14 protein-coding genes are annotated in these 15319 nt (G+C 72.1%); 9 read left to right on the top strand and 5 right to left on the bottom strand.

Annotated elements, in window-relative coordinates; all coding sequences use genetic code 11:
- Positions 1 to 5: 5 nt before the first annotated feature.
- The 3 genes from ABEA42_RS11820 to ABEA42_RS11810 are packed head-to-tail and all read right to left on the bottom strand — an operon-like array spanning position 6 to position 4143.
- Positions 6 to 1253 carry a hypothetical protein gene (locus ABEA42_RS11820; protein WP_345503530.1) on the bottom strand — a complete coding sequence of 416 codons (1248 nt, stop codon included), beginning with the start codon at positions 1251 to 1253 and terminating at the stop codon, positions 6 to 8.
- Complete coding sequence (locus ABEA42_RS11815) at positions 1250 to 2710, bottom strand: hypothetical protein (protein ID WP_345503528.1); 1461 nt, start codon at positions 2708 to 2710, stop codon at positions 1250 to 1252. Before ABEA42_RS11815 ends, ABEA42_RS11820 begins: the two co-directional genes overlap by 4 nt.
- Positions 2707 to 4143 (bottom strand): hypothetical protein, encoded by a 1437-nt coding sequence (locus ABEA42_RS11810; protein WP_345503526.1) that lies wholly within the window; start codon positions 4141 to 4143, stop codon positions 2707 to 2709. Before ABEA42_RS11810 ends, ABEA42_RS11815 begins: the two co-directional genes overlap by 4 nt.
- Positions 4144 to 4345: 202 nt before the next feature.
- Between ABEA42_RS11810 and ABEA42_RS11805 the strand changes: the two genes are divergently transcribed.
- Genes ABEA42_RS11805 through ABEA42_RS11775 form a run of 7 tightly spaced genes read left to right on the top strand, consistent with a single transcriptional unit; the run spans position 4346 to position 11117 of the window.
- Positions 4346 to 4513 carry a Flp family type IVb pilin gene (locus tag ABEA42_RS11805; RefSeq protein WP_345503524.1) on the top strand — a complete coding sequence of 56 codons (168 nt, stop codon included), beginning with the start codon at positions 4346 to 4348 and terminating at the stop codon, positions 4511 to 4513.
- Between the two features lie 59 nt (positions 4514 to 4572).
- Positions 4573 to 4815: a Flp family type IVb pilin gene (locus ABEA42_RS11800; protein WP_345504452.1), complete on the top strand. Its 243-nt coding sequence runs from the start codon at positions 4573 to 4575 to the stop codon at positions 4813 to 4815.
- A 27-nt stretch (positions 4816 to 4842) separates the two neighbouring features.
- Positions 4843 to 5625 (top strand): Flp pilus assembly protein CpaB, encoded by a 783-nt coding sequence (gene cpaB / locus ABEA42_RS11795; RefSeq protein WP_345503522.1) that lies wholly within the window; start codon positions 4843 to 4845, stop codon positions 5623 to 5625.
- A 9-nt stretch (positions 5626 to 5634) separates the two neighbouring features.
- Positions 5635 to 6840 (top strand): AAA family ATPase, encoded by a 1206-nt coding sequence (locus ABEA42_RS11790; RefSeq protein ID WP_345503520.1) that lies wholly within the window; start codon positions 5635 to 5637, stop codon positions 6838 to 6840.
- Positions 6837 to 8213 carry a CpaF family protein gene (locus tag ABEA42_RS11785; protein WP_345503519.1) on the top strand — a complete coding sequence of 459 codons (1377 nt, stop codon included), beginning with the start codon at positions 6837 to 6839 and terminating at the stop codon, positions 8211 to 8213. Before ABEA42_RS11790 ends, ABEA42_RS11785 begins: the two co-directional genes overlap by 4 nt.
- Entirely contained in the window at positions 8213 to 10192 is a 1980-nt protein-coding gene (locus tag ABEA42_RS11780) for a VWA domain-containing protein (protein WP_345503518.1), read from the top strand. The genes ABEA42_RS11785 and ABEA42_RS11780 overlap by 1 nt, the downstream gene beginning before the upstream one ends.
- 10 nt (positions 10193 to 10202) lie before the next feature.
- Positions 10203 to 11117 carry a type II secretion system F family protein gene (locus ABEA42_RS11775; protein ID WP_345503517.1) on the top strand — a complete coding sequence of 305 codons (915 nt, stop codon included), beginning with the start codon at positions 10203 to 10205 and terminating at the stop codon, positions 11115 to 11117.
- Between the two features lie 61 nt (positions 11118 to 11178).
- Here the strand turns inward: ABEA42_RS11775 and ABEA42_RS11770 are convergent, their stop codons facing one another.
- Positions 11179 to 11829, bottom strand: coding sequence for a response regulator transcription factor (locus ABEA42_RS11770; RefSeq protein ID WP_156399809.1), 651 nt, complete (start codon positions 11827 to 11829; stop codon positions 11179 to 11181).
- Entirely contained in the window at positions 11826 to 13439 is a 1614-nt protein-coding gene (locus ABEA42_RS11765) for a sensor histidine kinase (RefSeq protein WP_345503513.1), read from the bottom strand. Before ABEA42_RS11765 ends, ABEA42_RS11770 begins: the two co-directional genes overlap by 4 nt.
- A gap of 119 nt (positions 13440 to 13558) precedes the next feature.
- Between ABEA42_RS11765 and ABEA42_RS11760 the strand changes: the two genes are divergently transcribed.
- Positions 13559 to 14317 (top strand): ComF family protein, encoded by a 759-nt coding sequence (locus ABEA42_RS11760; protein ID WP_345503511.1) that lies wholly within the window; start codon positions 13559 to 13561, stop codon positions 14315 to 14317.
- A gap of 241 nt (positions 14318 to 14558) precedes the next feature.
- Positions 14559 to 15212 carry a ribosome hibernation-promoting factor, HPF/YfiA family gene (hpf, locus tag ABEA42_RS11755; RefSeq protein ID WP_345503509.1) on the top strand — a complete coding sequence of 218 codons (654 nt, stop codon included), beginning with the start codon at positions 14559 to 14561 and terminating at the stop codon, positions 15210 to 15212.
- The last annotated feature ends 107 nt before the right edge of the window (positions 15213 to 15319 follow it).

The following is a 15319-nucleotide window of genomic DNA, read 5'->3' as shown; positions in this document are numbered from 1 at the left end:
CCCCGTCAGGGGTAGCCGAACCCGCCCTCGGGGCCGCTGAAGACGAGGAACTGGTCGACCCAGACGTACTGGCCGACTAGCTCGAGCACGCAGAAGACGCCGACGACCCACAGACGCGACCTGCGGTCCGCAGCGGTGGTGGCGGGCGGCATGAGCACCAGGCCGAACGGGAACGCCAGCATGAGGTAGCGGATCAGGCTGCTCGTGACCCCCGACGCCAGGAAGATGTAGGCCGGGTAGACGACCGTCCAGCCCCACAGCTCCGGTCCCCAGGCGCGTTGGGTGCGGCCACCGAGCAGGGCCGCGAACGCCAGCACGAGGACGGCCACCCCGACCCAGCCCCCGACACCGAGCCCTCCTGCGGCACTGAGCCACGGAGGGTGCAGCGGTGACTGCGTGTAGCCCGGCCACACGGCGAGGGTCCGGAAGTAGGCCCGCGCGTCACCGGTCAGCAGGCCGGCCAGGAGTGGCCACTCCGCCGTCGCGGCGACGCACGCGACGACCAGCAGGGCCAGCCGCCCGTGCTGGACGGGTGCGGGCGCCTGCGAGTCGTCGCGCCGCTGCTGCCGCACCGCGACCAGCCAGTGCAGCGCCACGACGGGGGCGAGCACCACCGTGATGTTGCGGGTCAGGCCGAGCAGCACGACCGGCACCAGGCACCAGAGGTAGCGGCGCCGCACCAGCAGCAACAGCGTCGTGGCCACGAGCAGCAGGCCCAGGCTCTCGGTGTAGGCCGACTGCAGCACCGCGGTGGCAGGGAAGCAGCAGAGCAGGGCGGTGCAGGCGAGCGCGCGACCACGGTCGACGGTGACCTCGAGGAGCCGGAACACCACGAGGACGGCGGCGGCGCCGAGGACCAGGCTCAGTGTGGGAGCCGCCACCTCGAACCCGAGACCGGTGACGGCCATGACCGCCTTGACCAGGGCGGGGTAGAGGGGGAAGAACGCCAGCGAGGACTGGACCGCGTGGCCGCTGGTGTCGACGACCGTGCTGGGGTAGCCGTGCAGGACGATGTCCCAGTACCACTGGCCGTCCCACGAGGTGACGACCGACCCGTAGTCGGCCGGCAGCCGCGCGGGCACGGTGGAGTGGTAGCCGACCAGCTTCTCCATCCGGACGGTGCGCCCGGGGGCCGCCACGAGGATGAACACCGTCGTGACGACGCGGCTCAGGGCGTAGATCGCCAGCGGTGCGCCGTAGTGCCGCGCCGAGGTGGCGAACCGGTCACGGACGGTCGCGGGTCCGCGGCTCACCGGTCACCCGGCGCGAGGAGGACGAAGTCCGCGGTGGCGGCGACGCGGTGCCAGCCGAGCCGGTGGACCAGGGCGTCACCGAGGGCCGAGTCGCGCGCCACGAGGGCCACGTCGGGGTGCACACGGGCGACGAAGTCCTTCCAGCCCGGTTCCACGCGCAGGGTGGCGGTGTAGTCGGCGAGGTGCTGGGACGAGTAGATCTCGCCACGCAGGTCGGCGACCGGCGTGAGGTCCGGGTGCGCCCACAGTAGCCACCCCGAGATACCGAAGTCGTCGAGGACGACGCTGTGCCGGGGGAGCTCTCCCAGCGCCCGGTCGACGGGGCCCATGTCCGAGGGGTACGCAGCCGCCTTGCCGCCCAGCCCGGCGCTCGCGAGCGCCCCCACGACGAGGGCGCCGGCGCAGAACGCGACGAGACCGCGCCGCTCGGGGCGGGTCCACGGCTCGCGACGCGCGGTGAGCCCGGACTGGAACGCCGCCGCGACCAGCGGCGTGACGGCGATGCTGCCCAGCGGCACGAGGCGCCACATCCACAGCGTGCAGAAGGCGGCGAACGCGAGCAGGGCCAGCTCCCACAGCAACGGGCGCCGGCGTCCCCGCGACCAGGCGACCACGCAGACGAGCAGCTGCACGAGCGCAGCCCACGCGAAGACGTTGTTGAGCGGCGTCGCCCGCCACTCGTCGGCGATGGTGCTGGCGTTGCCGGCGACCTGGAACGGGGTCAGCAGCAGGCGCGGTCCCAGCGGGGTGAGCGCGACGGCGACCAGGCAGGCGAGCCAGAGGCCCGCGAGCCGCACCGCCTCGGGCCGGGTGGGGCGGGTCCTCGGGTCGACGAGCGCCGCCGTCAGGAGCAGGACGCCGAGGGCTAGGCCGAAGGTCCACAGCCCGTGGCAGCAGGCCCACACCCAGAAGACGGGCACGAGCCACCACCGCGGACGGCGGTCGCGCAGCATCGACAGGCAGGCGTGCAGGGTGAGCGCGAACAGGATGAAGCTGACGAGCTGGGGCCGCGGGTTGAGCCCGCCGCCTGCTCCGACCAGGGCCAGTCCGGCGGCCACGGCCGAGGGCAGGCGGCCCGCGTAACGGCGCCCGACGACGTACACGAGCGCGACCAGCGCCAGGACCGAGGCTGCGCGCAGCCAGAGCACGGCGCCCATGCCGCCGACGGAGTATGCGGCGGAGGCCACCATCTCGGGCAGCCACTGCGTCGCGGTGTAGTCCCGGTCGGCGAAGCCGGCGGACGGGTCCGGAGCCAGGAGGTCGAACGTCGCACGCAGCCGGTCGCCGGTGCGCAGGTGCCACCACACGTCAGGCTCGGCGAAGACCGACAGGCCCTTGACGAGGGCCAGGGTCAGCACGAGCCCCACCGCGGTGCGGCTGAGCAGGGCCGGCGTCGTGCGTGGGAGCGCGGCCGTGGCGGCCTCGGCGTCGGGGGACGCCGCTGTCACCGGGCTCACCGCGGTGCCTGCAGCAGCACGTGGCCGTGGTCGCGGCCGACCTCGGACCAGCGGTCCTGCTCGACGAGGGCCGCGCGGACGGGGGAGTCCTTGGGCACGAGCGCGACCGTGACGCCGTGATCGCGAACGTAGGCGTCCCAGCCCGGGTCGGCCGACATCGCGTGGATGAAGTCCTCCACCTGGTGGGCGGTGTAGGACTCGACGCGCAGGTCGTAGACGGGGCGCAGCTGCGGGGCGGTGAACATCAGCCAGCCGCTGGTGTCGCCGTCGACCAGGACGCGGGTCCCCTGCGGCAGCGCGGCCAGGCGTGGAGCGAGCGCGGAGGGCACGCCGGCGGGGGTGTCGGCGCGGGCCGCGGCCACGGGTGCCGCGGCGAGGAGGCCGACGAGGGCGGCGCCCACCCACACGGCCGCGGTCCTGCCCAAGAGGCGCTCGTGGCGGGGGACGGCGTCGCGCGGCGCGCCCTCACGTGCGCGGAGCGCGGCCTCGAGGCCGGTCGCGGCCAGCGGCACCGCCACGAAGGCGGCCACCGCCACGGTCCGCTCCATGCTCAGCGCCAGGGCGCAGCCCACGACGACCAGCATGACCTGCCACCCGGGCATCCGGCGCCCGACGGCGACCCAGCACAGCCAGGCGACCGCGAGCAGGCCCAGGGCTGCCAGCACGTGCGGCGAGCGCACCGAGGACGGCATCCACTCCTGGACGAACTGGCGCCCCTGGCCGCTCACGGCGAACGGCGTCAGCAGCAGTCGGGGGCCGACGGGGGTGATCGCGGCAGCGGCGGCGCAGGCCGCGAGCAGGCCGACCAGCCGCAGCGCAACCCGCCGCCCGACCCCGCCGGACAGGATGACGCACAGCGCGACGAGGCCACCGATCGCGCCGCCGGTGGCCCAGATCCCGTGCACGCAGGCGGCGAGCCAGGTCAGCGGCACGAGCCACCACCGAGGACGGTGGTCCTGCGCGGTGCGCCACCACGCGGCGAGGACGGGCACGAGCAGCACGAAGCCTGCCAGCTGCGGCCGCTCGGTCAGGGAGGGCCAGGCCGCGAAGACGGCGACCGCGGTGGCGGCGGCGGCCACCCACGGCCGCGCCAGGGTGTGGGCCCAGAGCAGCAGCGCCAGGGCGAGGGCGCCGATCCCCGTCGCCCGCTCCCAGGCCAGCAGCGGGGCGCCGAGGTGCGGGTAGAGCTCGGCGGTCACGACCGACGGCAGCCACTGCGTGGGGACGTAGACGTGGGAGGCCAGTGGTGCCCACGGGTCGGGGAGCGTGAAGCGGCCGCCGTCGGCCAGGAAGGCGCCGACCTTGAGGTGCAGCCACGGGCTCGGGTCGCTCACCCGCCGGACCGCGAGGGCCGGCAGCGCCACCAGGGCGAGGGGTACCACCACGCCGAGCGCCCGGGCGCGCAGGCGCGCGCGGGAGGGGGCGGGCGGCATACCTCAAGTCTCTCCCGCCACAGCCGTCCCATGTCGGTTGCCACACCGCCATAGGCCGTTCGGACGACCTTCGGGGTACGAAGGGCCCACGGCATCGTGACGGGATGGCCGATTCGCGAAGGTGGCCCCGCCTGACAACCTTCTGCGTGCTGGGGCATATCCGCCCCGGCAGCCCGTTGGTCTTGAAAGGACACACAGCAACATGACCAAGTACATCGCCAAGTTCCAGTCGAAGATGAACGAGCGCGGCGCGACCGCCGTCGAGTACGGCCTCATGGTCGCCCTCATCGCCATCGTCATCATCGTCGCCGTCGCCCTCCTCGGTGGCAACCTCTCCGGCCTCTTCAACAAGGTCGCCGGCAGCGTCTGATCGAACTAGAGCAACGGGCTCCCCAGCCCGTTGATCGAGGAGGCACAGTGAACGCACTCATGGCTTGCAGAAGGGCATCTTTGCGATGCCGCGCTCAGGTGGTGACCGCGTTCGCAGCGGCCTCAGTCAGCGAGCTGGACCGCGGTCGTCCCGGCACACGCCGGGGCGACCGCGGGGCCACCTCAGTGGAGTACGCGCTGATGGCAGGCCTCATCGCGCTGGTGATCGTCGTCTCCGTGACGCTGTTCGGGACGAACGTCATCACCCTCTTCAACGTGCCCAGCAGCGTCTTCCACCCGTAACCGCTCGAACACCGAGGACTAACTCTCATGGGACGCAGAATCGTCGCCATCTTCGCCGCTGTCGCCGTCGCCCTGGTGGGTGTCGCGGCAGTGCTGCTGTATGCGCGCGGAGCCGACGCCCGCGCCGTGGCGTCGCAGCAGCCCACCAACGTCTACGTGGTCCAGTCCGTGGTCCCTGCGGGCACGACGCTCAAGGACGCCGTCCAGAACGGCCTCATCATCAAGACCTCCGTCGCCGCGAAGGGCGTGCCCTCGGGAGCCCTGTCCTCCGTCGACGGCAGCAACGGCGGCCTCTACGCCACCACCGACATCCAGCCCGGCGAGTACGTCCTGGCCGCCCGCTTCGGCACCAAGCCGGTGGGGGAGAAGGCCATCGAGGTCCCGGCCGGCATGGTCGCCATCTCCGTCTCCCTGCCCGACCCCGCCCGCGTGGGTACGTTCATCACCCCGGGCTCCAAGGTCGTCCTCTACGACACCTTCACCCCCGTCGCCGCCAGCTCTGCCACGGCGAAGACCATCGGTGGCGCAGCGGCCGCGGCCGGCCAGAGCACCCGGGTCCTGCTGGACGACGTCCTGGTCATCGCCATGGGCGAGGCGTCCCTGACACCCGCCCAGACCACCACGGCTGACGGCGAGGCAGCACCGGCCCCGGTGCGCGGCGCGCTGATGACCGTCGCGGTCTCGCCGGCCGACGCCGCTCGCCTCGTGCACGGTGTCCAGACCGGGTCGCTGTACGCCGCCCTCCGCGGCACGGATGCCAAGATCGACCTCGGCAAGGTTGTTTCCGAAGCATCACTCTTCAGCAAGTAGGAGCACGTCATGACCCTGTTGTGGGACGCGGACCCCGCCGCCACCGACCGCTACGACTTCGCGGTCGGACAGGTGACCCGGGTGGACACCCAGGCCGCCATGGTCCGGGCCCTCGAGGAGGCACCCGACGAGCAGCTCGTCCTCATCGGCCCCGACGTCGACATGGAGGGCGCCTGCCAGTTCAGCGAGTTCTGCCGGGTCGAGCGGCCCAACCTCGGTGTGCTGCTGCTGCGCCGGCGCCTGGACGTCAACGTCCTCGGCCAGGCCCTGCGCTCCGGTGTCCGCGAGGTCATCACGGCCGACGACCTCACCGGCCTCGCCGACGCCGCGCGCCGCAGCCGCGAGCTGACCTCGCGCGTCGCCGGCCACGCCGGTGACACCGCGGGCAGCACCCGCTCGGCGCGGGTCGTGACGATCTTCTCCGCCAAGGGTGGCGTCGGGAAGACGACGTTCGCGACCAACCTCAGCACCTACCTCGCCTCCACCGGGTCCAAGGTGCTGCTCATCGACCTCGACCTCGCGTTCGGCGACGTGGGCATCAGCCTGCAGATGCTGCCGCAGAACTCGATCATCGACCTGGTCGGCATGGCCGGCCACATCGACGAGCAGGCCATCAAGTCCGTCGTCACCAAGCACGACAGCGGCCTCGACACCATCAGCGCACCGGCCGAGCCCAGCGACGCCGACCGCATCCCCGGCTCGATCGTGGGCGAGCTCATCCGCGTGGCCAAGCGCCACTACGACTACGTGCTGCTGGACACCCCGCCGGCCTTCACCTCCCACGTCCTCGCGGGCTTCGACGACAGCGACCTGCTCGTCCTCATCGCCACGCTCGACATCCCGGCGGTCAAGAACCTGCGCCTCACCCTCGACACGCTCGACCTGCTCGGCAACCCCAAGGACACCCGCCTCATCGTCCTCAACCGTTCCGACGCCAAGGTCGGCCTCCGCGCCGAGGACGTCGTCGCCGCCCTCAAGCAGGACATCGCGGTCATGGTGCCCAACAGCGCCGCCGTCCCCGCGTCGGTCAACCGCGGTGTGCCGATCATCCTCGACGAGCCGAAGCATCCCGTCAGCGTCGCCCTGCGCGAGCTGGCCGAGAAGTTCGTCCGCGCCCCCGAGCCGGGCACCCAGGCCGACGGCGGCCAGAAGTCCTCGGAGGCCGGCAGCGGTCGCACGAGCCGCTGGTCGCTCTCCCGAGGAGGAAACCGATGAGTCTCGCCGAGCGCCTGGAGAGCGTCCGTCGCAGCCAGCAGGCCGCGACCGACGCCGCCAACAACACGCCCGCGCCGTCGCCGCACGAGCGCCAGCGCGTCGTCGACCCGTTCGCCGCGGTCAAGGCCAGCGTCCACCAGGCGCTGCTCGACTCCCTCGGCCCGCAGCTCTACGACCCCCACCTCGACCAGTCCGAGCTCGAGACCAAGGTGCGGCACACGCTGCAGGAGGTCATCGACCACGAGGAGACCCCGCTGTCCCTCGCGGACCGCACCCGCATCTCCCAGGAGGTCGCGGACGAGATCCTCGGCCACGGACCCCTCGAGCCGCTGCTGCGTGACTCGGAGATCTCCGAGATCATGGTCAACGGCCCGGACTCCATCTACGTCGAGCGCGCGGGCAAGCTCTACCCCGTCGACGCCCGGTTCAGCTCCGACGCCCACCTGCGCCGCACCATCGACAAGATCGTCGGCCGCGTCGGCCGCCGCGTCGACGAGGCGAGCCCGCTCGTGGACGCCCGCCTCCCCGACGGCTCCCGCGTCAACGCGGTCATCCCGCCGATCGCCCTCGACGGCTCCCTGCTCACCATCCGCAAGTTCGCGACCGACCCGTTCACCGACAAGGACCTCATCGCCTTCGGCACCTTCACGCCGCAGGTCCGTGACTTCCTCTCCGCGTGCGTCCGCGGCCGCCGCAACATCGTCATCTCCGGTGGTACCGGTTCGGGCAAGACGACCCTGCTCAACGTGGTGTCGTCGTTCATCCCCGACGACGAGCGCATCGTCACCATCGAGGACGCCGCCGAGCTCCAGCTCCACCAGGACCACGTCCTGCGACTGGAGTCCCGCCCGTCCAACATCGAGGGTCGCGGCTCCATCCCGATCCGCGAGCTGGTCAAGAACTCCCTGCGTATGCGGCCCGACCGCATCGTCGTCGGTGAGTGCCGTGACGGCGCCGCACTCGACATGCTCCAGGCCATGAACACCGGTCACGACGGCTCGCTGACCACGGTCCACGCCAACACCCCGCGCGACAGCCTGTCGCGTCTGGAGACCATGGTGCTCATGGCCGGTGTCGACCTGCCCGTCCGCGCCATCCGCGAGCAGGTCGCGGGCGCCGTCGACATGGTCATCCAGCAGGCCCGCCTCAAGGACGGCTCGCGCCGCGTCACCGCCATCAGCGAGGTCGTCGGCATGGAGAGTGACGTCATCACCATGCAGGACCTGTTCACCTTCGACTACAGCGCCGGGCGCGACGAGCAGGGCCGGTTCCGCGGCACGCTCAAGAGCACGGGCCTGCGCCCGAAGTTCGCCGCTGAGCTGCACGACCAGGGGATCGAGCTGGCCCCCGACATCTTCGTCCGGGGGATTTGATGCGCTTCTCCCTCCCGCGCAGGCTCGGCGCCGTCGTGGCGCTGGCCTCCGTGGCGCTGCTCGCGGGGGTCTCCTCCGCCGGTGCAGCGCAGGCCCCGTCCGTGAACATCACGGCCATCGAGGCCAAGAACGGCAACCTCGTCGGCCTGATCTCCGCCAGCGGCGGTGCCGACATCGACCCCGCCCTCACGGTCACGGTGGCCGGCAAGGACCACCCCGTCGACGCCATCACCTCCGGCCAGGGCTCGCCGGTCACCCGCACGGCGGTCATCGTCGTCGACACCAGCGGCTCCATGGGCGAGCCGGGCATGGCCACCGTCCGCACCGCCGTCGCGGCGTTCCTCAAGAGCGTGCCCGACGACGTCCGCGTGGGCGTGGTCTCGTTCTCCGGCAAGGCCGTCACCGACCTCGCGCCCACGGCCGACCACGGCAAGGTCCAGTCGGCGGTCAACGCCCTGAAGTCCAACGGTGAGACCGCCCTCTACGACGGCGTGCAGCTCGCCGTGCGCACGCTCGGCTCCAAGGGGGAGCGCAGCATCCTGCTCCTCAGCGACGGTGGCGACACCGCCAGCAAGAGCACCCAGGCGGCTGCCACCGCGGCCCTGAAGTCCGGGGGAGTGCGCGCCGAGGCGGTGTCCTTCAAGTCCAACGAGGGCAACGTCGCGGTGCTCAAGGGCTTCGCGTCGGCCGGTGGCGGGTCGGTCGTCTCGGCCGCCAACGCCGGGGCCGTGGCCAGCGCCTTCACCAGCGCCGCCCAGACCCTCGCCTCCCAGCTCACGTTCTCCATGCCGCTGCCTCCTGGGGTCACCGCGGTCCAGAACATCAAGGTCTCCGGCAAGGCCAGCGGTGCGAAGTTCGCGACGACGGCGCTGGTCGACTTCGGCGACGGCGTCCCCGTCTCCACCCCCACCTCGACGGCCGTCTCGAAGGTCCCGATCACCGGGCCCACCGAGGACGTCGTCAAGGCCAGCGGGTCCGGGTCGAAGGTCCTCGGCCTCTCGCCCGTCGTGCTCCTCGCCGTCGGTGCGGTCTTCCTGGCCCTGCTGATCTTCGGCCTCGCGCTGTCCAGCTCGTCGTTCAAGTCCGGCCGCCAGACCCGTGTCGAGAACATCGACCGCTACGTGGCTGCGAACGCGGCCCCGACCAAGGGCAAGAACCGCCAGCGCGCGGTCTCGGAGAACCTCGTCTTCTTCGGCGACAAGGTGATGGAGGGGCGCGAGTCCACCGGCAAGACGATGGCCCTCATCGAGCGCGCCGACCTGCCCCTGCGACCCGGTGAGTGGTGGGTGCTGCGCATCGTCGCCGTCGTCGTCGGTGTCGCCGTCTCGATGACGCTCATCCGGGGCGGGGTGGTCATGACCCTCGTCGCGCTGCTGCTCGGCGTCGTCCTGGGCCTCATCGCCCCCGCCTTCGCCCTGCGGTTCCTGGCCAAGCGCCGGGCCAAGAAGTTCGACCACCAGCTGCCCGACGTGCTCACCCTCGTCGCCAGCAGCCTCAGCACCGGCTTCTCGCTCCCGCAGGCCCTCGACGCCGTCGCCAAGGACGCCGCCGACCCGTCGGCGAAGGAGTTCTCGCGGGCGCTGGCCGAGACCCGCATCGGCGCCGACATCGCCGACGCCCTCGAGCGCATGGCCGACCGGATGGACAGCGGCAACATGCGCTGGACCGCCATGGCGATCCGTATCCAGCGCGAGGTCGGTGGCAACCTGGCTGAGACGATGCGCACCACCGCCAAGACGCTGCGTGAGCGCGAGGAGCTCGGCCGCCACGTGCGGGCACTGTCCGCGGAGGGCCGCCTCTCGGCGTACATCCTGATCGGCCTGCCGATCGGCATCTTCTTCTACACGATGCAGACCAACCGGGCCTACGTCGAGCTGCTCTGGACGCGTCCCCTGGGCCTGATCATGATGGCGGGCGGCCTCGTCTCCCTCGGCATCGGTGTCTTCTGGATGCGCAAAGTCGTGGATGTGAAGGTCTGAGATGGGAACCATGCTGCTGATCGTCGGGCTCGTCGCCATTGCCGGGGCGCTCGTCACCATCGTCATCGCCGCCTCCTCGGGGGCCGGTCAGACCACCGGTGTCGCCCGGTCCCTCGAGCTCATCGAGAAGACCATCAACCAGCGGGAGGTGAGCAAGTCCGACCTGCCCGCCATGGAGCGGCTCGTCGCACCCGTGCTCGCCCGCACCCGCGCGATCGCGTCCAAGCTGTCGCCCACCGGCACCCAGGAGGGCCTGACCCGTCGGCTCGACCTCGCCGGCAACCCCGGCACCTGGACCGCCGAGCGGATCATGGGTGGCAAGGGCGCCGGCCTGCTCATCGGTGCGGTGCTCGGCCTGGTGTTCGGTGGGTTCAGCCCCAAGGGCCTGCTCATCGCCCTCGGCGCCGCGGCCGCCGGGTTCTACCTGCCCGACCTGCTGCTCATGAACGCCGGGCAGAAGCGCCAGGAGGAGCTGCGCCTCGGCCTGGCCGACGCCCTCGACATGCTGACCGTCTGCGTGGAGGCCGGACAGGGCTTCGACGCCGCCCTCATGCAGGTCGCCAAGGCCACGTCCGGCCCGATCTCGGGGGAGTTCGCGCGCGTGCTGTCCGAGATCCAGATCGGCAAGTCGCGCGGTGAGGCGTTCAGCTCGCTCGCCTCACGCACCACCGTCGCCGAGGCCAAGACCTTCGTCAGCGCGCTGGTGCAGGCCGACCGCCTCGGCCTGCCCATCGGCAGCGTGCTGCGCGAGCAGTCCAACCAGATGCGCCTCGTGCGCCGTCAGCGCGCCGAGGAGAAGGCGCAGAAGGTGCCGGTCAAGATCCTGTTCCCGATGCTCCTGTGCATCTTCCCGGCCCTGTTCATCGTCATCATCGGCCCGGGTGCCATCCGCATCGTCGACACGTTCAGCGGCGGGGGCCTCTGAGTCTGCGGCAGGGGTTCCGAGCCAGGGTCTGAGTCAGGGGTCTTGAGTCAGGGGTCCTGGGTCAGCGGCGGGTGTGGCCGACCGACTCGGAGCGGACGAGGCCCAGGCGCAGGGCGGCCATGACGGCTGACGCGCGGTTGTGGGCGCCGAGCTTCTCGTAGACCTTCGAGACGTGGGTCTTGACGGTCGACTCGCTCATGTACAGGCGCTTGGCCACCGCGGCGATCGAGTCACCGGCGACCAGGCGGTCGAGGACCTCCGCCTCGCGGGGCGTCAGCTTGGGCTTGTCGTTGGAGTCGCGACGGCGCAGCGCCTCGGCGAGCCCGGTGGCCATGAAGGCGTCCGGCGCCACGGCCGCACGCCGGACGGCGGCGATGACCTCGTCCGACGGGGCCGACTTCAGCACGAGCGCCGACGCCCCGAGGTCGAGCGCCTCGAGCAGGGTCTCGTCGTCGTTGTGCATGGTCAGCACGACGATGCCCAGCCGCGGTGACGCCTCGCGCGCGGCCCGTGCCAGCACCAGCCCCGACCCGTCGGGCATCGAGACGTCGACGACGAGCACGTGGATGAGGCTGTGGGCGAGGACGGTGCGCCCCTCGGCGATGCCCCCCGCCTGCCCGACGACGGCGAGGTCGGGCTCGCTGTCGATCATCCGGCACACGGCTTCGCGGACAAGGGTGTGATCGTCGATCACGACGACGTTGATGGTCATGACGGCTGGGGGATCCTTTCGTTGGAAAGCGTGGCAGACGGCGAGGCCCCTCGGCCGCGCATGCGCATGCGGACGGCGACACCGTCACCGGCATACGGCTCGACGGAGATCTCGCCCCCCAGGGTCGTCAGGGGGTGGTCGGCGAAGTCGCGGGGGCCGAGCGAGCTGGTGCCGTTGTGGGCGACCCAGAGCTCGACGCGGGGCGCGGCGACGTTGAGGCGGACCTCGACGGTGTCCGCGTTGAGCGAGTGCCGCGCGTCGGCGAGCACCTGCAGGAAGAGCCGGTAGATCAGGACCTCGGTGTGCGCCGGCAGCCGGAACCCGGTCTCGCTGAGGTGCATGCGGGTGGTGACGCCCGACGTCGAGCCGAAGTTCTGCAGCCGCGCGCCGATGAGGGCGCCGAGCCCGGTGTCGGGGCGCACCGCGATGCGCAGGTCGGCGATGTGCAGCCGCAGGTCGGCCAGGACCCGGGAGACCTCCACGCGGAGCCCGTCGAGCTCCTCGGCGAGGGGGGAGCCGGTGTCGCGGGCGGTCCGGCGCAGCGAGTCGATCCCGAAGCCGAGGGCCACCATCTCCTGCGCGATCCCGTCGTGCATCTCGCGGGCAAGGCGCTCCCGCTCCTCGAGGCCGGCGCGCTCGCGCAGCCCGGCGAAGAGCACCGACAGGTCGATGTTGGCGGCGTGCCGCGAGGCGACCTCGGAGGCTGCGGTGAGGTCGTCCTCGGTGAACGGCGTGACCAGCGGCCGGTCGGCGACGAGGAGCCCGAGGCGGTCGCCGTGGTCGTCGTTGAGGGGCACGACGATGACCGAGCGCGCCACGAGGTCGTCCGCCCACTCGCAGAGCATCGGGACACCCTCGTGCCACGTGCGGGCGAGGATGGAGTCGGGCTCCATGGGGTCGGGCCAGGGGGTGCGGTCGGCGCCGCGGATGGCGAGTGGGACCGCCGGGTCGTCGCCGTACCCGACGAGGATCGCGCTTCGCGCCGCCCGCATCTGCGCCGCGAGGTCCTGCAGGGCCATCTCGGCCGACCCCGGGGCGTCGAACCCGGTGTCGAGGGTCTCTGCGAGCTCGTGGAGGCGGCGCAGCAGCAGGCCGGCCTCGGCGGCGATGTTGGGGTCGACGACCGGCTCCTCGGCCTCCATCCGGTGCGACCAGGCCCCGAGGAGGCCGAACACCAGGGCGAGCAGCGCGGCCAGGGCGATCCGCTGGCCCTCGCCCTCGGAGAGCCGGTGCATCCACCCGGAGGTGAGCAGGCCGCTGACCAGACCGACCGCGAACACCGTGAGCGCCCCACGGCGGGCGAAGCGCATCCCGGCGTGGAAGGCCGGGATGAGGATGAGGATCTTGGACCAGGCTCCCGCGTAGCCCATGGCCACACCCGCAGCGGCTGCGGCGGCGCAGTACAGCGCCAGCAGCTGGACCCCGCCGATGGCGCGTCCGCTCTGGCTGAGGTACTGGAAACCCGAGGCGGCGAGGTCGAGGGTGACGACGAGCAGGATCCAGGGAAGGCCCGGCAGGAGCGAGCCGTCGAGCGCGGCGAGGAGGGCGGCGAGCAGGGCGATTCCGAGGCGCAGGCGAGTGGCGACGGAAAGTCGGGGCAGCCACCGCATAGAGCCCTCCCTCTCCCAACCCTCAGCAGTTGTCCACAGACCGAGCCTCAGACTAGTCGTGTCCTCAGGTTTACGTTGGCTGAAACAGCACCAACACTCCGTGGCCGCACACTCCCACCGTGACGTCCGCTCGCTCGTCGTTGGCTGCGCTGGCCGATCTGGCGCTGCCGCTGACCTGTGCCTCCTGCCACGGTCCGGGGTCCGCGGTGTGCCCCGAGTGCCTCGCCGCGGTCCGCTCGGTGGTGTGGCCGTACCCCCGACCGGTACGCCCGAGCCCGTGCCCGGACCGGCTCCCTCGCGTGTGGGCCGCGGCGGCCTTCGAGGGCCCGCTCGCCGGCGTCGTCGCCGCCTACAAGGACGACGGGCGCCGCGACCTGGCCCCGCTGCTGGCCGGGCTCATGGCGGGTGCCGTGGACGGTGCAGTACGCGGCGCCCCGGAGCTGCGTCGCGCCCTGGCAGCGGGCAACGGCCCGGTGCTCGTCGTGCCGGTGCCCTCGTCGGCGTCGGCCCGGCGGCGCCGTGGAGACTTCCCGCTGGCCCGGCTGGCCACCCTCGCCTGCGACGGCTTCGGCCCGGGGGAGGTGGTCACCGCCGACGCGCTCCGGCTGCGGCGTCGGGTCGCCGACCAGGCGGGCCTCGGGGCGCGGGAGCGGCAGGTCAACCTCGAGCACGCGATGCAGGTGCGGGAGCGCTGGTGGCCGGTCGTCGCACGGGCGAGCTGCCTGCTGGTCGACGACGTGCTGACCACCGGGGCGACGCTCGTGGAGGCCGCGCGGGCGTTGCGCGCAGGTGGGGCGAGGACCGTCGTGGCCGCCACGATGTGCGCCACCTCCCGGCGCGGCGGCGCTCCCGGTCGTCTCCCAGCCGACTCACGGTAAACGTTGGGTCAGGCCCGGTGTCGCTCTGGTCGGCGGTGGACTACCGTCGGTACATGGCCCCCCTGGCCCCCGTGCACGACACGAGAACAGGGCGCCTCGGACGCGGTCCGACGGGCGCCCTGGGGCGGGGAGCGGGGCCGGGCTCACCTTCCCGTTCGTCCATGGGTCGGGGGTGGTGCTGCGGTTGATCTGGGCGTACCGCCCCCGTCTCGCACCATCCACCGCAACCATGGAGGAAACCGTGGAGATTGTCGTCACCGGACGCCACATGCAGGTCTCGGACCGATTTCGTGACCACCTCGACGAGAAGCTGGCGAAGGTTCCCCAGCTCGCGCCGCGCGTACAGCGCGTCGACGTCGTCGTGAGCCATGAGCCCAACAAGCGGCAGGCCAAGTCCTGCGAGCGGGTCGAGATCACCTGTCACGTGAAGGGTCCCATCGTGCGGGCAGAGGCCTGCCTCGACGACAAGTACGCGGCGCTCGACGTCGCGATGGACAAGCTGATGGAGAGGCTGAGGCGGGCCCAGGACCGCAAGCGCGTGCACCGCGGCCGGCACGCCCCGGAGTCGGTGGCCGAGGCGACCGCGCGCATCCAGGGGCTCGAGGCAGCAGCGGTGTCCGAGGACCACTCCCACGACCAGGCCGCCGAGGCCGCCGAGCCGTTCGGCGCCCAGGGCAACAGCCCCGTGGAGATCCGGGAGAAGGTCCACGCCACGGTGCCGATGGCACTCGACCAGGCCGTCGCCGAGATGGAGCTGGTCGGGCACGACTTCTACCTCTACCACGACGAGGACACCGGCCAGCCGAGCGTCGTCTACCGCCGTCGCGGCTGGTCCTACGGCGTGATCCACCTCGACGTCAGCCACGACGACGAGGTGGCCCGGAAGGTCTCCTGACCCCCTGACCCGTGCGCCCTCCGTCGCCACGACGCCCCCGGACCCCGGCCGCCCGTCCCAGACGCGGTGTCCGGGGTTCGGCGGCAATGGGCGGGTTCTGACAGGAT

Source organism: Pedococcus ginsenosidimutans (assembly GCF_039544395.1).
Classification (GTDB): domain Bacteria; phylum Actinomycetota; class Actinomycetes; order Actinomycetales; family Dermatophilaceae; genus Pedococcus; species Pedococcus ginsenosidimutans.
The sequence above is the reverse complement of the archived record's forward strand: the minus strand, read 5'-3'. Positions and strand labels throughout refer to the sequence as shown.